17 protein-coding genes and 1 pseudogene are annotated in these 18,089 nt (G+C 59.5%); 7 read left to right on the top strand and 11 right to left on the bottom strand.

The window, feature by feature from the left end:
- The first annotated feature begins 5 nt into the window (after positions 1-5).
- Genes C4J83_RS00495 through C4J83_RS00480 form a run of 4 tightly spaced genes read left to right on the top strand, consistent with a single transcriptional unit; the run spans position 6 to position 3,502 of the window.
- Complete coding sequence (locus C4J83_RS00495; RefSeq protein WP_119741344.1) at positions 6-1,154, top strand: ABC transporter permease; 1,149 nt, start codon at positions 6-8, stop codon at positions 1,152-1,154.
- Positions 1,151-1,954 carry an ABC transporter ATP-binding protein gene (locus C4J83_RS00490; RefSeq protein WP_106576051.1) on the top strand — a complete coding sequence of 268 codons (804 nt, stop codon included), beginning with the start codon at positions 1,151-1,153 and terminating at the stop codon, positions 1,952-1,954. The genes C4J83_RS00495 and C4J83_RS00490 overlap by 4 nt, the downstream gene beginning before the upstream one ends.
- Position 1,955: 1 nt before the next feature.
- A complete protein-coding gene (locus C4J83_RS00485; RefSeq protein ID WP_119741342.1) occupies positions 1,956-2,894 on the top strand; it encodes an MlaD family protein in 939 nt (312 codons plus the stop codon).
- Positions 2,891-3,502 (top strand): ABC-type transport auxiliary lipoprotein family protein, encoded by a 612-nt coding sequence (locus tag C4J83_RS00480; RefSeq protein ID WP_124416106.1) that lies wholly within the window; start codon positions 2,891-2,893, stop codon positions 3,500-3,502. The genes C4J83_RS00485 and C4J83_RS00480 overlap by 4 nt, the downstream gene beginning before the upstream one ends.
- Before the next feature lie 103 nt (positions 3,503-3,605).
- On the opposite strand, the gene C4J83_RS00475 is transcribed toward C4J83_RS00480, so the two are convergent.
- From C4J83_RS00475 to C4J83_RS00455, 5 genes are all read right to left on the bottom strand, one after another.
- Positions 3,606-4,835 (bottom strand): nucleoside recognition domain-containing protein, encoded by a 1,230-nt coding sequence (locus C4J83_RS00475; RefSeq protein ID WP_106576048.1) that lies wholly within the window; start codon positions 4,833-4,835, stop codon positions 3,606-3,608.
- Positions 4,836-4,932: 97 nt separating this feature from the next.
- On the bottom strand, positions 4,933-6,264 hold the full coding sequence (gltP, locus tag C4J83_RS00470; RefSeq protein ID WP_106576047.1) for a glutamate/aspartate:proton symporter GltP: 1,332 nt from the start codon (positions 6,262-6,264) through the stop codon (positions 4,933-4,935).
- Between the two features lie 730 nt (positions 6,265-6,994).
- Entirely contained in the window at positions 6,995-7,462 is a 468-nt protein-coding gene (locus C4J83_RS00465; protein ID WP_124416105.1) for an inhibitor of vertebrate lysozyme family protein, read from the bottom strand.
- A gap of 2 nt (positions 7,463-7,464) precedes the next feature.
- On the bottom strand, positions 7,465-7,629 hold the full coding sequence (locus C4J83_RS00460) for a DUF1328 domain-containing protein (protein ID WP_003170804.1): 165 nt from the start codon (positions 7,627-7,629) through the stop codon (positions 7,465-7,467).
- A 78-nt stretch (positions 7,630-7,707) separates the two neighbouring features.
- Entirely contained in the window at positions 7,708-7,992 is a 285-nt protein-coding gene (locus tag C4J83_RS00455) for a hypothetical protein (RefSeq protein WP_106576045.1), read from the bottom strand.
- A gap of 392 nt (positions 7,993-8,384) precedes the next feature.
- Here C4J83_RS00455 and algB point away from each other — a divergent pair, with 392 nt between their 5' ends.
- Together algB and C4J83_RS00445 are read left to right on the top strand one after the other, a co-directional pair.
- Positions 8,385-9,731 (top strand): sigma-54-dependent response regulator transcription factor AlgB, encoded by a 1,347-nt coding sequence (algB, locus tag C4J83_RS00450; RefSeq protein ID WP_078740007.1) that lies wholly within the window; start codon positions 8,385-8,387, stop codon positions 9,729-9,731.
- 10 nt (positions 9,732-9,741) lie between these two features.
- Positions 9,742-11,529: a KinB sensor domain-containing domain gene (locus tag C4J83_RS00445; RefSeq protein ID WP_106576044.1), complete on the top strand. Its 1,788-nt coding sequence runs from the start codon at positions 9,742-9,744 to the stop codon at positions 11,527-11,529.
- Between the two features lie 3 nt (positions 11,530-11,532).
- Here C4J83_RS00445 and C4J83_RS00440 read toward each other — a convergent pair whose 3' ends face one another.
- The 6 genes and pseudogenes from C4J83_RS00440 to C4J83_RS00415 form a co-directional block, all read right to left on the bottom strand.
- The gene (locus tag C4J83_RS00440; RefSeq protein WP_119741336.1) at positions 11,533-12,309 is read right to left on the bottom strand and encodes an N-acetylmuramoyl-L-alanine amidase; all 777 of its coding nucleotides are present in this window, start codon (positions 12,307-12,309) and stop codon (positions 11,533-11,535) included.
- Positions 12,310-12,397: 88 nt separating this feature from the next.
- Positions 12,398-14,443: a GGDEF domain-containing protein gene (locus C4J83_RS00435; RefSeq protein WP_124416104.1), complete on the bottom strand. Its 2,046-nt coding sequence runs from the start codon at positions 14,441-14,443 to the stop codon at positions 12,398-12,400.
- Positions 14,440-15,318 carry an endonuclease/exonuclease/phosphatase family protein gene (locus C4J83_RS00430; RefSeq protein ID WP_119741332.1) on the bottom strand — a complete coding sequence of 293 codons (879 nt, stop codon included), beginning with the start codon at positions 15,316-15,318 and terminating at the stop codon, positions 14,440-14,442. Before C4J83_RS00430 ends, C4J83_RS00435 begins: the two co-directional genes overlap by 4 nt.
- Before the next feature lie 10 nt (positions 15,319-15,328).
- On the bottom strand, positions 15,329-15,967 hold the full coding sequence (locus tag C4J83_RS00425) for a thiol:disulfide interchange protein DsbA/DsbL (RefSeq protein WP_119741330.1): 639 nt from the start codon (positions 15,965-15,967) through the stop codon (positions 15,329-15,331).
- Between the two features lie 169 nt (positions 15,968-16,136).
- On the bottom strand, positions 16,137-16,763 hold the full coding sequence (locus tag C4J83_RS00420; protein WP_106576039.1) for a c-type cytochrome: 627 nt from the start codon (positions 16,761-16,763) through the stop codon (positions 16,137-16,139).
- Positions 16,764-16,796: 33 nt separating this feature from the next.
- Positions 16,797-17,098, bottom strand: a pseudogene (locus C4J83_RS00415) (c-type cytochrome).
- A 193-nt stretch (positions 17,099-17,291) separates the two neighbouring features.
- On the opposite strand from C4J83_RS00415, the gene yihA reads away from it, so the two are divergent.
- Positions 17,292-17,933 (top strand): ribosome biogenesis GTP-binding protein YihA/YsxC, encoded by a 642-nt coding sequence (gene yihA / locus C4J83_RS00410; protein ID WP_106576038.1) that lies wholly within the window; start codon positions 17,292-17,294, stop codon positions 17,931-17,933.
- Positions 17,934-18,089 lie beyond the last annotated feature (156 nt).

The raw sequence follows: 18,089 nt of genomic DNA, 5'->3' as shown, positions 1-18,089 counted from the left end.
AGCTTATGACCACCAGTACTACGGCGGGCGCCGCCCATCTCGACACGACCACCGCTCCTCCGTTACTCAGGATTACGGGGGACTGGACGCTTGCCCACTACGCAAACCTGAAGCAGCTGTCGGACACACTCGACGGCCAATACGACGCCGGCGCACGCATCGACCTCAATGGCCTGGGCGCCCTGGACACCGCGGGCGCGTCGCTGCTGGTTGAGCTGCTGGGGCCCGACCGTATCGAGCAATCGGCCGAACAGACCGATTGCAGCTTGTCCGCCGCCGACCGCGCACTGCTCAAGACCGTCTACCGCTCGCTGAATGATTTTTGTGTGCCGGACAAAGCCCCGGAAGAAGCCGCCGGTATCCAGGTGCTGGCGCGCATCGGCCGCGCAGTGGACACCGTGTGGCAAGACAGCAAGAAGCTGCTCGGCTTTATCGGCTTGATCCTGGAAACCTTTGCCCGCGGCATCTTGCGCCCCAAGCGCTGGCGCATTACGCCAATGGTCGCGCATATCGAACAGACCGGCCTCGACGCCGCTCCCATTGTGGCCTTGCTGACCTTCTTGGTCGGCGCAGTGGTGGCATTTCTCGGCGCTACGGTGCTCAAGAGCTTCGGCGCAACCATTTTTACCGTGGACTTGGTGGCGTTCTCTTTCCTGCGTGAATTTGGCGTGCTGCTCACTGCAATCCTGATCGCCGGCCGCACTGCCAGTGCCTTCACCGCGCAAATCGGCTCGATGAAGGCCAACGAAGAAATCGACGCCATCCGCACCCTGGGCCTGGACCCGATGGAGCTGCTGGTGTTGCCGCGCGTGATGGCGCTGCTGGTGTCGCTGCCGATGCTGACCTTTCTGGCGATGCTCTCGGGGATTGTCGGCGGCGGCGTGGTGTGCGCGGTGGCGCTGGATATTTCACCGGCGATGTTTCTCTCGCTGCTGCAATCGGACATCGGTGTACAACATTTTCTGGTGGGCATGGTGAAAGCGCCGATCTTTGCCTTCCTGATCGCCGCGATTGGCTGCCTCGAAGGCTTCAAGGTCAGCGGCAGCGCCGAATCGGTCGGCGCCCACACCACCTCCAGCGTGGTGCAATCGATTTTTGTGGTGATCGTGCTGGACGCGGTTGCCGCGCTGTTCTTTATGGAGATGGGCTGGTGAGTCGTCTACACCGAGCGCCCACCGAGGCGGTGATCGAAGTGCGCGGCCTGTGCAACCGCTTTGGCAGCCAGAGCGTGCACGAGAACCTCGATCTGGATTTATACAAAGGCGAGATCCTCGCGGTGGTGGGCGGTTCCGGCAGCGGCAAGTCGGTGTTGCTGCGCAGCATCGTCGGCCTGCGCCGGCCCAGCGAAGGCGAGGTGCGGGTGTTCGGCAAGAACCTGCCGAGCCTGCCGGAACAGCAACGCTCACAGGTGGAGCGACGCTTTGGCGTGCTGTTTCAGAAGGGCGCGCTGTTTTCGTCGCTGACCGTCACCGAAAACGTCGCCCTGCCGCTGATCGAGCACGCGGGCCTCAGCCGCGCCGACGCCGAGCACCTGGCGGCAGTCAAGCTTGCCCTTGCGGGGTTGCCGCTGTCGGCGGCCGACAAATACCCGGCGTCGCTCTCCGGCGGCATGATCAAGCGTGCGGCCCTGGCCCGAGCCCTGGCGCTGGACCCGGACATCCTGTTTCTCGACGAACCCACCGCCGGCCTCGACCCGATTGGCGCGGCGCAATTCGACCAACTGATCCTGACCTTGCGCGATGCGCTGGGGCTGAGCGTGTTCCTGGTCACCCACGACCTCGACACGCTGTACACCATCACCGACCGTGTGGCGGTGCTGGCGCAGAAGAAAGTGCTGGTGGCCGATGCCATTGATGTCGTCTCGGAAACGAACGACCCCTGGATTCACGAATATTTCCACGGCCCCCGCGGCCGCGCGGCATTGGATGCCGCTCAATCGCTCAACGAGGTATGACATGGAAACCCGAGCCCATCATGTGATGATCGGTCTGTTCAGCGTAATCGTGGTGGTCGGCGCGATGCTGTTTGGCCTGTGGCTGGCCAAGTCCAGCGTCGACAGTGCCTTCCAGGATTATGAAGTGGTGTTCAACGAGGCGGTCAGCGGCCTGTCGCAAGGCAGCTCGGTGCAGTACAGCGGGATCAAGGTAGGTGACGTCACCAGCCTGCGCCTGGACCCCAACGACCCGCGCCGCGTACTGGCACGTATCCGCCTGGCCGGGCAGACGCCGATCAAGGAAGACACGCAGGCCAAGCTGGCCCTGACCGGCATCACCGGCACCTCGATCATCCAGCTCAGCGGCGGCACACCGCAAAGCCCGGAGCTCAAGGGCAAGGACGGCAACCTGCCGGAAATCATCGCCTCACCATCGCCGATCGCGCGCCTGCTCAATAACAGCAACGACCTGATGACCAGCATCAACCTGCTGCTGCACAACGCCAACCACATGTTCTCCCGGGAGAACGTCGAGCGCCTGAGCAACACGCTGGACAACCTGCAACAAACCACTGGCGCCATCGCCGAGCAACGCGGTGACATTAAGGTGGTGATGCAGCAATTGATGCAGGTGAGCAAACAGGCGACTGCCGCCCTGGAGCAAACCACCGTGCTGATGCGCAACGCCAACGGCCTGTTGAACGATCAAGGCAAGCAAGCCTTCGGCAGCGCCGAGCAGGCAATGAAATCGCTCGAACAAAGCACCGCAACCATCAACACCTTACTGACCAATAACAAGGACTCGGTGAACAGCGGCATGCAGGGCCTCAACGAACTGGCGCCGGCCGTGCGCGAACTGCGCGAAACCCTGGGTTCGCTGCGCGCCATCTCCCGCCGCCTGGAAGCCAACCCCAGCGGCTACCTGCTGGGCAGCGACAAGAATAAGGAGTTCACGCCATGAAGCGCGCTTATCAACTGATCGCCCCTGTGGCCTTGGTGCTGATCAGCGCCTGCTCGATTTTGCCCAAGCCCGACCCTTCGGACGTGTACCGCCTGGCTTCGGCCCAGACGACCACCCAAGGCGCGCCGGTGAGCTGGTCGCTGCGCGTGAGCAAGCCGCAGAGCAGCGAGTTTCTCGACAGCCCGCGCATTGCCGTGGTGCCCAACGGTGACCTGATCAGCAGCTATGCGAACTCACGCTGGAGCGACCCGACGCCGGTGTTGCTGCGCAACCGGTTCATGGACGGTTTCCAGCGCGATGGGCGGGTGACGCTGTTGAGTACCGACGAGACCAACTTGCAGGCCGATTATGAGCTGGGCGGGCAATTGCAGGCGTTTCAGAGTGAATACCATGGCAGCGCGGTGGAAGTGCTGATCCGCCTGGATGCGCGGTTGGTGCGCGGGAGTGATCAACGGATTATTGCCAGCCGGCGGTTTGAGGTGAAACAGCCGGTGGGTGACACCAAAGTGCCGGCGGTGGTTGCCGCGTTTGGGCAGGCGGGGGATCAGTTGAATAGGCAGGTGGTGGATTGGGTGGTGCAGCAGGGCCAAAGTGCTGCGAAACGCTGAGGGCCTCTTCGCGAGCAAGCCCGCTCCCACATTTGACCGCGTTTATTCTGACGAAATGCGTTCGAATGTGGGAGCGGGCTGGCTCGCGAAAGCGGTGTGAGCCTTAACCGAAGAACCAGTAGCACACCGCAATCGCCGCCACGACACCGGCAAACTCTGCCAGCAACGCACACCCCACCGCATGCCGCGCCCGCTGGATCCCCACCGAGCCGAAGTACACCGCCAACACGTAGAAGGTGGTTTCCGTACTGCCCTGAATCGTCGCCGCCACCAACGCCGGGAAGCTGTCCACGCCCTTGGTTTGCATGGTCTCGATCAGCAGCGCCCGCGCGGCACTGCCGGAAAAGGGCTTGACCATGGCGGTCGGCAACGCGTCGACAAAACGCGTGTCCATGCCCGTCCAGGCCACCAGGTGGCGAATACCTTCAAGGCCGAAGTCCAACGCACCCGAGGCGCGTAACACGCCCACCGCGCACAGCATCGCCACCAGATACGGCAGCAGGTTCTTGGCAACGTCGAAGCCCTCTTTGGCGCCTTCGACGAACGCCTCGTATACCTTGACCTTGCGCAGCGCACCGATCAGCAAAAACAGCATGATCAACCCGAACAGCGTCAGGTTGCCAAGGATCGATGACAAACCGGCCAGCGCCGTGGCGGACAAGGTCGCCAGCAACGCCATAAAGCCACCGAGGATCAATGCGCCGGGCACCAGGTAGGCCAGCACCACCGGATCCCACAGCCGCAGGCGCTGCATCACCGCCACCGACAATAGGCCGACCAGGGTCGAGGCGCTGGTTGCCAGCAGGATCGGCAGAAACACCAGCGTCGGGTCCGCTGCGCCTTGCTGGGCGCGGTACATGAAGATGGTCACCGGCAACAGCGTCAGCGAAGACGCATTCAGCACAAGGAACAGAATCTGCGCGTTACTGGCGGTGTTGGGGATCGGGTTGAGTTCCTGCAGCGCCTTCATGGCTTTCAGGCCAATCGGCGTGGCGGCGTTGTCCAGTCCAAGGCCATTGGCGGCGAAGTTGAGGGTGATCAAGCCGATGGCGGGGTGGCCGGCCGGCACTTCCGGCATCAGGCGGCGAAACAGCGGGCCGAGGGCCTTGGCCAACCAGTCGACAATCCCGGCTTTTTCGGCGATGCGCAAAAAGCCCAGCCATAAGGTCAGGGTGCCGAACAGCAGCACCATGACTTCCACCGACAATTTGGCCATGGCGAAAATGCTTTCCACCATCGCCGCAAAAATCCCGGCATTACCGCCAATCAGCCATTGCGCCAGTGCTGACACCATTGCCACGACAAAGAAGCCAAGCCACAGGCCATTAAGCATCTGTTGAATCCCCCGAAAGATGGGGCGAATGATAGCGGGGCTGGCAGAAACGACAAACCCCGGAATTTTCCGGGGTTTGTGTTCACGCCGCGGGCTATCAGCCGCGGGTGGCTTGGGTGGCTGGCGAGGCCTCTTTGCTGCGCCAGTGCGGCAGGGAGTTCCAGTAGCGCTCGCCTTTGGCGTCGTCGTACATGCCTTCCCAACGGGAGATGACCAATACGGCCAAAGCGTTGCCGATCACGTTGAGCGCGGTACGCGCCATGTCCATCACACGGTCGACACCGGCGATGAACGCCAGGCCTTCCAGCGGAATGCCCACGCTGCCCAGGGTAGCCAGCAAGACGACGAAGGACACACCCGGCACACCGGCGATACCTTTGGAGGTCACCATCAGGGTCAGCACCAGCATCAGTTGCTGGCCGATCGACAGGTCAATGCCGTACAGCTGGGCGATAAAGATCGCCGCGATGCTCTGATACAGGGTCGAACCGTCGAGGTTGAAAGAGTAGCCGGTCGGTACCACAAAGCTGCAGATGGCCTTCGGCGCGCCGTAAGCTTCCATCTTCTCGATGACGCGCGGCAGCACGGTTTCGGAACTGGCGGTGGAGTAGGCCAGCACCAGCTCATCCTTGAAGATGCGCATCAGCTTGATCACCGAGAAACCGAACAGGCGAGCGATCAGGCCCAGCACCACGAAGGCGAAGAACAGAATGGCGACGTAAACCAGAATCACCAGCTTGGCCAGCGGCAGCAACGAGGCGAAGCCGAAGTTGGCGACGGTCACCGCGATCAAGGCAAATACGCCGATCGGGGCGTACTTCATGATCATGTGGGTGACTTTGAACATGCTCTCGGAGACGCCCTGGAACATTGTGACCAGAGGCTCGCGCAGTTCCGGCTTGAGGCTCGACAAGCCGAGGCCGAACAGCACCGAGAAGAAGATGATCGGCAGCATGTCGCCACGGGCGACGGCGGCGAAGATATTCGAAGGAATCAGGTTGAGGATGGTCTCGATGAACGCATGCTCATGCTGCACTTCGGCAGCGGTGGCGGTGTACTTGGAGATATCGACGGTACCCAGGGTACTCATGTCGATGCCAGCGCCTGGGTGGAACAGGTTGGCCAACAACAGGCCGACCACGATGGCGATGGTGGTGACCACTTCGAAGTAAAGGATGGTTTTGACGCCGATGCGACCGAGCTTCTTCGCGTCACCCACGCCGGCGATGCCAACGATCAGTGAGGAAATCACAATCGGGATCACGATCATCTTGATCAGGCGGATAAAGATATCGCCCGCCGGCTGCAACACATTGCTGATCCACCAGGCTTTTTCAGCACTGAAATGGTTGAGCACTGCACCGATTGCGATCCCCAGCACCAAACCGATGAGGATCTGCCAGGCGAGGCTTAGCTTTGCCTTCTTCATGTCATTACCCTTACTTCAAGTGGACTTAAGGCAAATGCGCCATCTGGAACGCTCGGAAGCGAAAAAGTGTGTGCATCTGCCTCCGTAGAAGGTCACCGCAGCGTGGCCGAAATGGCTTACTGGCAGGCGAAAAAAGGCGCAACTATTCCCATGCAAGGGGGCGACGTCTAATGCCGTAAACGCCTACCCTATGCCGAATCGGCATGGCTTTTTTTGAAAATAGTTGTCTGAACGGTCAGTTCGATTCCGCCATTCAACCCGGTGAATATGCCGTGAACCGGCCATTAGCGGCTCGCTCAGAGATGTTGGACGTCTGTGAGCTACTGGCAAAAATGCCTGAAATTAGATGGGGTTGGCGTCCGAAGAGTCCTATAGCGCGAGCATAATTTTCTAGATAGAAGGTCGCACCGACACACCAAGTAACGGTTAGGAAGAGGCGAGATAGAAAATAGCGACTATGGGCGACATACAAGAGGGTTAATGCGCGCGATAAGCCCGCCGCAAGTTCATCAAGCTTGAGGACTTGTGAACTTGCGTCGCAGCTTTTCGCCTGACCCGGCCCTTGCGCAGGCACTCCCTGTACCCGTAGGTCACGCCGATCCGAATCGATCAGAGCAACCCGGCCCCCTGGTCATGCATCACTCTTGGCGAGTGGTGCAGACAGAAAGAAGCAAAGAGGCTTCTTTCTATGGACGCCGGCTCCGTTGACGACAGATGCGTCAGACGGAACCTAGTACCAATTCGGATCTTTCTTAAGCTGTTCCATCAGCAGTTGTTTCATGCCTTCGTTCGGTTTACCGATAAAACGATAATCGGCGTGCCGCGTTGGGGATTTGTCTGCCGGCAAACCGGCCGGGACTTCAACCAACATGGCGTACGCGTCTTCCTTGTCGTAGCTGAAGGCGACGATCAGGCGCTTGTTCAGGCACGTGTCTGCGGTCTCGCAGAGTGGCCCGACCAGGTATTTGTCGCCATCTTCTTCCACGGCATTCATTTGTTCGGCCGTACCGGACAGGTTCATCACCCATTCCGGCAGGCGCTGTTCTTTCTTCACCACGCTTTGCCAGGTTTCGCGGTATTGCTTGTCCGCACTGAGCAATTCGTTAGCCCGGGATTGGCCGTCATTGGCGGCCATCGCCAGGCCGCTACTGCCCAGAATCAGGGCGGCAGCACAGGCTTTGATAAACAAAGTGGTCATATTCAGCCTCGGCCGCGACGACCAAAGAAGAACGAAGCGATGAACATCACCAGGAAGACCACAAACAGAATTTTTGCGATACCCGTGGCGGTGCCCGCGATACCACCGAAGCCCAGGACTGCAGCCACAATGGCGATGATCAGAAATGTGATTGCCCAACTCAACATGGTGATTCTCCTTACGCTTTTATAGGGGTAACAGCGGTAGTGCCGTGCAGCCGCTCAACACAAGCGACCTTTTGTTGCCTAGAACACCCAACGTTCTTGAGCAGGCAACTCGCCAAGAGTCGAATCCTGGTCTGCCACTCTCAATTGCGGGGCGGTAACGTCGGCAGCCACGCTGCTGACGGAACTGAAATGGTGCTGGGTCATTACCGGACGTTCGAATTGCAGGGTTTGCTGCTGACTCTGCTGCCAATGCTGGAACTGCTGGCCCGCAATCAACGTGACCATCAAGGCCAGGCTGGCAAACAGACCTTGCTGCAGGCGCAGTGGCGATACACGCAATTGGCTGAGGCTTTGGCGAGTCATGCTGCATTTCTCCCGCATTCTGATTATTCGGTCATGACACTGTTGAGAGGGATATTGCAGGGCGCGTGCCAGTTTTTTTACAAAATAAAACTCAATAAAATCAATAGGTTAACAATACATCTCGGATCGACAGCCCAGCATCCTGCACGATACCCCTATCCAGGCCGTGCGAAATGCACGATGGTCAGTGGTCGGGTCAAGGGATCGAAAAGAGAAATAGCGTTGCCGAAGTGGCTACTAGGCATGAAAAGGCCATCAAATCGCGCGTTTGTAGGAGGTTGTGCAGATACCTGCGCGAAGATGGCTTTTATCGATCAGAATAAACCATGCAACTTGCCCGATTATTCCGGGACTAAACACCATCATTCATAGTTAAGGGGAGCGCGGGACAGATGGAATCAGCCAAGGAACTTCAAGGCCGCATTCTTTTAGTGGATGACGAATCCGCGATCCTTCGCACCTTCCGTTACTGCCTGGAAGATGAAGGCTACACCGTAGCCACCGCCAACAGCGCTGCGCAGGCGGATGCGCTGATGCAGCGCCAGGTGTTCGACCTGTGCTTCCTGGACCTGCGCCTGGGCGAGGACAATGGCCTGGACGTGTTGGCGCAGATGCGCATCCAGGCGCCGTGGATGCGCGTGGTGATTGTGACCGCACACTCGGCCGTGGATACCGCAGTAGACGCGATCCAGGCTGGCGCCGCCGATTACCTAGTCAAGCCCTGCAGCCCAGACCAACTGCGCCTCGCTACCGCCAAGCAATTGGAAGTGCGCCAACTCTCCGCTCGCCTCGAAGCACTGGAAGGCGAAGTTCGCCAGCCAAAGGATGGCCTCGACTCCCACAGCCCGGCCATGATGGTAGTGCTGGAAACCGCGCGCCAAGTCGCGGGCACCGACGCCAACATCTTGATCCTTGGTGAATCAGGCACAGGTAAGGGTGAGTTGGCCCGCGCCATTCACGGCTGGAGCAAGCGCTCGAAGAAGTCCTGCGTGACCATTAACTGCCCATCACTGACGGCAGAGCTGATGGAAAGCGAACTCTTCGGTCACAGCCGCGGCGCCTTTACCGGTGCCAGCGAAAGCACCTTGGGCCGAGTCAACCAGGCGGATGGCGGCACGCTGTTTCTCGACGAAATCGGCGATTTTCCCCTCACCTTGCAACCAAAGTTGCTGCGCTTCATTCAAGACAAGGAATACGAACGCGTGGGCGACCCGGTCACCCGACGCGCCGATGTACGCATTCTTGCGGCGACCAACCTCAACCTGGAAGACATGGTGCGCGACGGCCGCTTCCGTGAAGATTTGCTCTACCGCCTGAATGTCATCACCTTGCACTTGCCACCGCTGCGTGAGCGCAGTGAAGACATTCTGACGTTGGCCGACCGCTTCCTGGCGCGCTTCGTCAAGGAATACGCCCGACCGGCACGCGGCTTCAGCGATGAAGCGCGCGAAGCACTGCTCAACTACCGCTGGCCGGGGAACATCCGAGAACTGCGAAACGTTGTGGAGCGAGCCAGCATCATCTGCCCTCAGGAAAAGGTTGAAATCAGCCACCTCGGGATGGCCGAGCAGCCGACCAACAATGCACCGCGCATTGGTGCGGCACTGAGCCTGGATGAGCTGGAGAAAGCCCACATCGGCGCGGTACTCGCCACCAGTGACACGCTGGACCAGGCGGCCCGCACTCTCGGTATCGACGCGTCGACCCTGTACCGCAAACGTAAACAGTACAACTTGTGAGCTGTACCCTATGAAGCTAGCGATGAAACTGCGCACTCGTTTGTTCCTGAGTATCTCAGCGCTGATCACCGTCGCCCTGCTGGGACTGGTCCTGGGACTGGTCAGTGTCATGCAAATGGCCAAGAGCCAGGAGTCACTGATCCGCAGCAACTTCATCACCCTGGACCTTGGCCTCAAGCTGCGTCAGACCCTGGGTGACCAGTTGATCCTAATGCTGCAGGAGCAACCGGACCCCGAGGTACTGAAAACTTCAAAAGAGCAATATTTCGCCTTGCTGGATGAGGGCATCGCCCATGAACAGCAAGACGGCAAGCTCAGCGGGTTCAGCCAGGCACGCATTGACTACCTGAACTTCCTCAAGGCATTTGACGAAGCCCAGCAAAGCCCACTGGCAAATAGCAAAGACCCGAAGCTGACCGAAACCTTCAACGCCTTGCGCAATGGCCTGATCGCCGAGCACAAGCACGCGCTGGAGAATATCAACGAGAGTGAACACAAATCCCGCGACCGGGCGCTGCTGATTGCCGGTCTTCTGGGCCTGGTCGGGCTGGCAGTGTTGATCATCGGCTTCATCACTGCACACGGTATCGCCCGACGCTTTGGTGGCCCCATCGAAGCCTTGGCCAAAGCCGCCGACAAGATCGGGCAGGGTGATTTCGAAGTGACGCTGCCCATCTCGTCTGCCGCGGAGATGAACCAGTTGACCCGCCGCTTCGGCATCATGGCCGAAGCGTTGCGCCAGCATCAGGCAACCAATGTCGACGAACTGCTGGCCGGCCAGCAGCGTCTGCAAGCGGTGCTCGACAGCATCGACGATGGCCTGCTGATGATCGACCGCCAAGGCCGCCTCGAGCACCTAAATCCTGTGGCACAGCGCCAGCTGGGCTGGGACGAGGCGCGGTTGGGGCAGGGCTTGGGCGAAGCATTGGGTCGCCCGGAAATGGATGAGCAGCTGCAACTGGTGCTGCGCGGCGGCAACCTGGAGCGGGCACCTGAGGACTTGGAAGTGGAGGTCGAGGGCGAATTGCGCCTGCTGACCTACAGCCTGACGCCAGTCAGTCATACCCAGGGGCATATTCTTGGGGCGGTGATGGTGCTGCACGATGTGACCGAGCAGCGCGCTTTCGAGCGCGTGCGTAGCGAATTCGTCTTGCGGGCCTCCCACGAACTGCGTACGCCCGTCACCGGTATGCACATGGCCTTCGGGCTGTTTCGCGAGCGCGCGAAGTTTCCCGCAGAGTCCCGTGAAGCGGACCTGCTGGATACGGTTAATGAAGAAATGCAGCGCTTGATGCAGTTGATCAACGACTTGCTCAACTTCTCGCGCTACCAGAATGGCCTGCAAAAACTCACGCTAGGGCCGTGCGATGTCACCGATCTGCTGGAGCATGCACGAGCCCGATTTACCGAGCTGGCAAATGCTCAGCACATCGAACTGCTGGTGGAAGCCCAATCTGACTTGCCCAGGCTGTACGCAGACCAGGCCCAGCTTGAGCGCGTACTCGACAACCTTTTAGGCAATGCATTGCGACATACCGCCGATGGCGGGCAAATTCGCCTGCAGGCGCGCCGTCATGGCGAACGGGTGATTATCAGCGTCGAGGATAACGGCGAAGGTATCGCCTATGGCCAGCAAGGACGTATCTTCGAACCTTTCGTGCAGGTTGGACGCAAGAAAGGCGGCGCCGGCCTGGGGCTGGCGCTGTGCAAGGAAATTGTGCAACTGCACGGCGGGCGCATGGGCGTCTACTCGCGGCCGGGGCAGGGCACGCAGTTCTACATGGCGCTGCCGCTTTAGCGCCTAACTCCGATTCAGTGCGCGCAGGATCGCAGCGCTTTCTGCATCCGGCGTGCCATCAAACAGCGATGGCCGGAAATGCATCTGGAACGCCGCGATCACATGCCGCGTGGCAACATCCAGCTCGCCGGTCTGTGGTGTCTGATAGCCCAACCGCGCCAACTCTTCCTGGAACCAGGTGATGCTCGGCAGGTTAGCGGCGTACTGCATCTGGAATCGAGCGACGGCCTGCGCATTCGGCCAAGCTCCCAGCCCCTCAGCTGCCAAGCGCTTCCACGGGAACAACGGGCCCGGATCGAGCTTGCGCAACGGCGCGATATCGCTATGACCAATGATGTTCTTGGGGTCGATGCCATTACGCTTGCTGATGTCCTTGAGCAACACCACCAACGACTGCACCTGCGCCTCGGAATACGGGTACCAGACGCGGCCAGTCGGTGTGTCGCGATAACCCGGGTTGACGATCTCGATACCAATGGAGCTGGAGTTGAGCCACGTACGGCCCATCCACTCGCTTTCTCCGGCGTGCCAGGCGCGTTGGCTCTCATCCACCAGCTTATAGATGGTGCCTGAAGCATCGTCGCCGATCAGGTAATGACTGCTGACCTGGCCATGCGTCAATAGCGCCAGGGAGCGTTCAAGGTTGGTGGAGGTGTAATGGACGACAACGAACTGCACACGATTGTCGTGATTGAGCGAAGGATGGTTGGTGTCCAGGCGAGGGCCGCTCGCGCAGCCGGCGAGCAGGAGCAATACGAAGGCGAGGTAAAAGGATTTCATGGCAGAAGACATTACGCTGAAGACGATAATGCAACAGTGTAACGTACGGATTGTGCCTGAGCGGTCAAATTACAAAATGGAACATCTTTTACGCCGCCTGCACCTGATTACGTCCCGCCGCTTTCGCTCGGTAAAGCGCTTCGTCGGCACGCTTTAGCACCAAGTCACTGCGCTCACCCGGCTGGAACTGCGCCACACCCATGGACACCGTAATCGTCACCGGTTCGCCCTTGAAATGGAAAGGGCAGGCCTCGATAGCCGCGCGCAACACCTCACCCACGCCCAAGGCGTCCGACAAAGCGGAGTCAGGCATCAGCAATACAAATTCTTCACCGCCAAACCGCGCGATAAAGTCAGTCGGGCGCAGGCACTTGCGCAACACATTGGCGATGATCTTCAACACTTTGTCGCCCGCCAAGTGTCCGTAGCCGTCGTTGACGCGCTTGAAGTGATCAAGGTCCAGCATGGCCAGCGACAGGCTGTTGCCGCGCTGGTGCCAGGCGTTGACTTCGTGGTCCAGACGCTCGCTCCAGGCTGCCCGGTTGGGCAGGCCGGTGAGCGGATCGATCAACGCCTTCTGGCGCTGGACTTCCAGATGCTCGCGATACCCTTGGGCTTCCTGCTCCATATTCGCCACCCGCTCAGCGAGCCCCTTGAGGCGCGCCGCCACTTCCTGCTCTCGCTGATCACGCTGCTGCTGATGTTGATCCATGGTGCCGAGCAAGCCTTCAAGGTGGCTCTCTAGCACGTGCTTGAGGCTGTCAAGGTCGGCTGCCTCCTGCACGCTGCTTTGCAGGCCGTCGACTTGTTCACGAATCTGCGTGTCCAGCTCGCGCGCGGCCGAGCGGCTGTCAGCGTGACCATCACTGGCTACTTGCAGATGGCCCTGGAACGCTTCGAGGCGCTCATTGAGCTGTTTGAGGTAAGCCTCGAACTCGTGCTGGCCACTGTCGGTGATCGCCAGCATCAACACCGCCAAGTCATCGAGAATCGGCAGCAGTTCGTACCAGTTCAAGCCATGAGCCAGGCGTTCGCGCATGGCCTCAGCCTGGGGACGGTGACGCTCGGGCAGTGACAGGTCTTCCAACAGGCCAAGCAAGGTGTCTTCGATGTGCTTGGCAACCGAGCTGTACGAAGGTTCGGGCGAGTCGGGCAGTGCGTAGACGCCATCCGATTCCAACGCATCGGGGTCAGGCTCCAGACCTTCCAGCACAGGCGGGAGCGACAAGCTGCCAATGGCGGTTTCGTTTGGAGTGTCGACCTCGACCTGCGCCTCTTCGATAAAGGCGGCAAGTGCGCTTTCTGGGGCGGTTTCTTCTACCAGCACCTCCACCGCTTCAGGTTCAGGCACCTCGACAGGCCCCTCTGCAGCCGGTGCCTCGAAGGCAAAGGTTTCGCCGGCAACCTCCGCCACTTTTACAGGCACAACGTGTTCGGGTTGTGACGCTGCCGGCGTTTTCGGCAGTGGCGCAAAGGCGCGCAAGGCTTGTGTCAGTTCTTCGGATTGCTCCGGTTCCTGAGGCTCAGGGGCGAGCTTGGGCGCCGTGGATTTTGGCGCAGCCGGCGCTGGTGTAGCTTCAACCACCGGCGCTTCATTCGAACCCTCTTTCGCGCCAAACAGGCGTTGCAGCAAACCCGGTCCAGGGCGCGGGGTTTCGCCATCCGAATCCAGGTTATTCAGCGCCTGCCCTTGCAGGCTGCTCAGCTCGCTGAGCAACAATGGAATCTCGCGTGCCTGGCCGACTCGCCCCTCCAGTTGCTTGGCAAAGGTTTTCAGCGGGCGCGCGACTTCACGCGGCAGCGGCAGCTTTTGCAACTGCGCGACCAGGGCCGTGAGCGCAGTGCTGATCTGGTCGACCCGGGTTTCGCGGCGCTGTTCTGAATCCAGCACGGCCTTTTCCAGGCGCGGCAGCAGGGCTGCGAGGGCGGCGTCCATGTCGTCGGTACGCACGACGTCGCGCATCTCTTTCATGCATTGGTCAACCGCGCGATCGGTGCCCTCAGCCGCCAGCGTGCTGCGCACCAGGCCTCGACGTAACAAGTCGAGGCGGGCAGCCCAGCGACGTTCGAGCTTGTCTTGCTGCTCGACGCTTTTCAGGTATTTCTCTTTCCAGCGCTGGGCGTCGTCGCTCATGCAAGGGGTCCGCGAGGGCCTGGGCTCAACGCGGGTAATGCATCAGCCGTAAGCGAACCCGGCAGACGAATCTCTACCGCGACGGGCAGGTGATCGGAGATGGGCTGCGCCAGTACTTGAACACTTTCGAGTGTGAGTGTCGGACTGAGCAGGATGTGGTCGAGACAGCGTTGCGGGCGCCAACTGGGGAACGTGGCTTCGACTTGCGGCGCCAGCAACCCGAGGTCCCTCAAGGGGGAATTCTGCAGCAGGTCGTTGGCATGGGTATTCATGTCACCCATCAGTACCTGGTGCTTGTAGTTGCCAATTAATTCACGAATATAAGCGAGCTGCAGGTTGCGCGTACGCCCCCCGAGTGCCAGGTGCATCATCACCACCACCAAGGCTTCGGGGCCTTCGCCGAAACGCACGAGGATCGCCCCGCGCCCTTTGGGGCCTGGCAAGGGGTGATCTTCGATGGCAGTCGGCTTCAAGCGGCTGAGCACGCCATTGCTATGCTGCGCCAGACGCCCGAGGTTGCGGTTGAGTTGCTGATACCAGTACGGGAACGCACCGAGCTGCGCCAGGTGTTCCACCTGGTTGATGTAGCCGGAGCGTATGCTGCCGCCGTCAGCTTCCTGCAGGGCGACCAAATCGAAGTCGTTCAGCAGGTTGCCGATTTTTTGCAGGTTAACGGCACGCCCATTGTGGGGCAGCAAATGCTGCCAGCCACGGGTGAGGTAGTGCCGATACTTTTCAGTGCTGATGCCCACCTGAATATTGAAGCTGAGCAAGCGCAAGCGGCTATCTGCCGGAAGGCCTGTGGATTCCAGGTGATGCTCGTTGACCTTCGCATCATGCAGGCCAACGACACGTTCAGTACCCCAGCGGCGCATGGTAGGCCCCTTACTTGGCTGCGCGCTCTTTGGCGATCAGTTGGTCGGCAACGTTCAGCGCTTGCTCTTCGCCACCAGCACTGCCGATGTCGAAACGGTATTTACCGTTGACGATCAGCGTAGGTACGCCTTGTACGCCGTACTTCTGGGCGAGCTCTTTGTATTGGGCCATCTTGCCCTTCACAGCGAACGAGTTGAACGTTTCAAGGAATTTGGTTTTATCGACGCCCTGAGTGGCGACGAAATCAGCCATGTCTTCAGGTTTGACCAGGCGCTTGCCTTCTTTCTGAATGGCATTGAACACCGCTGCGTGCACTTTGTGCTCTACACCCATGGTGTCCAGCGTGATGAAGAGTTGACCATGAGCATCCCATGGGCCGCCGAACAACGCTGGGACGCGTTTGAAATTCACATCCTCAGGCAGCTTCTCGACCCACGGATTGATGACCGGCTCAAAAGCATAGCAATGCGGGCAGCCATACCAGAACAGCTCCACGACTTCGATCTTGCCTGGCACCGAAACCGGCACCGGGTTGGCCAATTCAACGTAGGTTTTACCGGCTTCAAGCGGCACATTATCGGCAGCTTGTGCGGTCATGCCAAAGAGGCTGGCAGTGACGAGAGCGGCGCTGAGGATCAGATTACGCATGCTTTACTCCTGGACAAATAAAGTCGCCTCACGCGACCTTTAGGTGTGACAGGTCTACGCGGGCATGAGTTCGTTAGTGTAACGGCACCGGCCACAAAAAAGGGCGGCCTAAGCCACCCTTTTTATGCTTGCATCGACGGATTAATCGAGCGTTAACGTCCTGCCCGGATCAGTGCAGGCCTTGGATGTAGCTGGACAGCGCTTCGATGTCTTTATCCGAAAGCTTGGCCGCAATATCAGTCATCATTTTGTTACCCGCGTCGCCATCGATATAGCGAACCTTCTCGCGAAAATCCTTCAATTGCTTGGCCGTGTACTGAGCATGTTGACCACTCAGGTGAGGGAAGCCCGCCGCTGCGACACCGCCGCCGTCCGGAATATGGCAAGCCTTGCACGCTGGCATGCCGCCGATAGGCTGGTCTTCGGCGAGCTTGCCACCGCGGAACAACGCTTGGCCTTTTTCCACCAGTTTCGGATCGGCAGCTCCCACACTGCCTTTCTGGCTGGCAAAATACGCCGCGATGTCCGCCAGGTCTTGATCACTGAGGTTGGTCAGCAGGCCGGTCATTTCCAGCACCGTGCGCTTGCCGTCCTTGATGTCGTGCATCTGCTTGGTCAGGTAACGTTCACCCTGGCCGGCGAGTTTGGGGAAGTTTGGTGCCGGGCTATTGCCATCCGGTCCATGGCAAGCACCACACACGGCGGCTTTCGCCTGACCCGCTGTAGCGTCGCCTGCAGCATGGGCAACACCGGTGATGCCCAAGGTCAACAGCAGACTCACGATCAGTTTGTTCATCAGCTAATCCAACTACGGCTAAGGGTTTAAGAGTTATCTACCGGGTTTACTCACCATCAATTCAATGATGGCCTGGTAATCCTCAGTACTGCAGTCCATGCACAAACCACGCGGCGGCATCGCCTTGAAACCCTGGTTACGTGTTGCACCAACGTGTCCATCCCCTTGGCCAGTCTTGGCTGCCAGGCTGCCTGGTCACCCCGTTTAGGGGCATTAGACAGCTGGCCGGCATGGCAAGCTACGCAAACTCGGTTGTACACCGCCTCCGGATCCTGTGTAGCCTGAGCGCCGTAAAGCGGAATCAGGACACCAAAAGCGAGCAACCATCGGGTCATACATCGACCTTTTCAGGGTTTGAGAGCGTTTTGCGTTCTAATGCGCAATGAAGGTCTTTCGCTCCCGTGAACCTCATCCTTCGCTGGGACAAAGCACACACAAAATCTGCGGCATTATATACTGGCGCTACTGAAACGGAAACGACACCGCTTGCCGCACCCTTTTTTCGGCACCGCCCACATCGGAAATCTCATGCAACTCAAGAATCCCATCCTCGGCCTGTGCCAACAGTCCACCTTCATGCTCAGCGCCGCCAAAGTAGACCAATGCCCCGATGACGAAGGCTTTGAAGTCGCCTTTGCCGGTCGTTCCAACGCCGGCAAGTCCAGCGCGCTGAACACCCTGACCCACGCCAGCCTGGCACGCACCTCGAAAACCCCGGGCCGCACGCAACTTCTCAATTTCTTCAAGCTAGACGATGATCGGCGTCTGGTCGACCTGCCGGGCTACGGTTACGCAAAAGTACCTATCCCGTTGAAGCTGCACTGGCAGCGTCACCTGGAGGCTTACCTGGGTGGCCGGGAGAGTTTGAAGGGTTTGATTTTGATGATGGACATCCGTCATCCAATGACCGACTTCGACCTGCTGATGCTCGATTGGGCCGTCGCCAGCGGCATGCCGATGCATATCCTGCTGACCAAGGCAGACAAGCTGACCTACGGCGCAGCCAAGAACACCCTGCTCAAAGTGCAGTCCGACATCCGTAAGGGTTGGGGTGATGCAATCACCATCCAGCTGTTCTCCGCGCCCAAGCGTATGGGCCTGGAAGACGCCTACACGGTGTTGGCCGGTTGGATGGAATTGGCGGACAAGGGCGCTGAAGTCGCGGAATAACTTTTCTGCGGGCAAAAAAAACCCCGGACTTCGTATGGGGAGGGGAAGTTCGGGGTCCAAGTTCCGGACCGCTAGGGCGGGGTCCAGATATCTGCCAACACTTAACACAACATAGGAGCATTGAAGGGCTTCACCACCCATTCAGTAACTCTGAGT

Source organism: Pseudomonas sp. LBUM920, assembly GCF_003852315.1.
Taxonomy (GTDB): domain Bacteria; phylum Pseudomonadota; class Gammaproteobacteria; order Pseudomonadales; family Pseudomonadaceae; genus Aquipseudomonas.
The sequence above is the reverse complement of the archived record's forward strand: the minus strand, read 5'-3'. Positions and strand labels throughout refer to the sequence as shown.

Bases quoted from the DNA above. Each gene is read 5' to 3' on its own strand.
- yihA (WP_106576038.1), top strand. From the start codon at position 17,292: ATGCAACTCAAGAATCCCATCCTCGGCCTGTGCCAACAGTCCACCTTC.
- C4J83_RS00440 (WP_119741336.1), bottom strand. From the start codon at position 12,309: ATGAAATCCTTTTACCTCGCCTTCGTATTGCTCCTGCTCGCCGGCTGC.
- C4J83_RS00455 (WP_106576045.1), bottom strand. From the start codon at position 7,992: ATGACTCGCCAAAGCCTCAGCCAATTGCGTGTATCGCCACTGCGCCTG.
- C4J83_RS00445 (WP_106576044.1), top strand. From the start codon at position 9,742: ATGAAGCTAGCGATGAAACTGCGCACTCGTTTGTTCCTGAGTATCTCA.
- C4J83_RS00425 (WP_119741330.1), bottom strand. From the start codon at position 15,967: ATGCGTAATCTGATCCTCAGCGCCGCTCTCGTCACTGCCAGCCTCTTT.
- C4J83_RS00420 (WP_106576039.1), bottom strand. From the start codon at position 16,763: ATGAACAAACTGATCGTGAGTCTGCTGTTGACCTTGGGCATCACCGGT.
- C4J83_RS00480 (WP_124416106.1), top strand. From the start codon at position 2,891: ATGAAGCGCGCTTATCAACTGATCGCCCCTGTGGCCTTGGTGCTGATC.
- C4J83_RS00465 (WP_124416105.1), bottom strand. From the start codon at position 7,462: ATGACCACTTTGTTTATCAAAGCCTGTGCTGCCGCCCTGATTCTGGGC.
- C4J83_RS00485 (WP_119741342.1), top strand. From the start codon at position 1,956: ATGGAAACCCGAGCCCATCATGTGATGATCGGTCTGTTCAGCGTAATC.
- C4J83_RS00475 (WP_106576048.1), bottom strand. From the start codon at position 4,835: ATGCTTAATGGCCTGTGGCTTGGCTTCTTTGTCGTGGCAATGGTGTCA.
- C4J83_RS00435 (WP_124416104.1), bottom strand. From the start codon at position 14,443: ATGAGCGACGACGCCCAGCGCTGGAAAGAGAAATACCTGAAAAGCGTC.
- C4J83_RS00430 (WP_119741332.1), bottom strand. From the start codon at position 15,318: ATGCGCCGCTGGGGTACTGAACGTGTCGTTGGCCTGCATGATGCGAAG.
- C4J83_RS00495 (WP_119741344.1), top strand. From the start codon at position 6: ATGACCACCAGTACTACGGCGGGCGCCGCCCATCTCGACACGACCACC.
- C4J83_RS00460 (WP_003170804.1), bottom strand. From the start codon at position 7,629: ATGTTGAGTTGGGCAATCACATTTCTGATCATCGCCATTGTGGCTGCA.
- algB (WP_078740007.1), top strand. From the start codon at position 8,385: ATGGAATCAGCCAAGGAACTTCAAGGCCGCATTCTTTTAGTGGATGAC.
- gltP (WP_106576047.1), bottom strand. From the start codon at position 6,264: ATGAAGAAGGCAAAGCTAAGCCTCGCCTGGCAGATCCTCATCGGTTTG.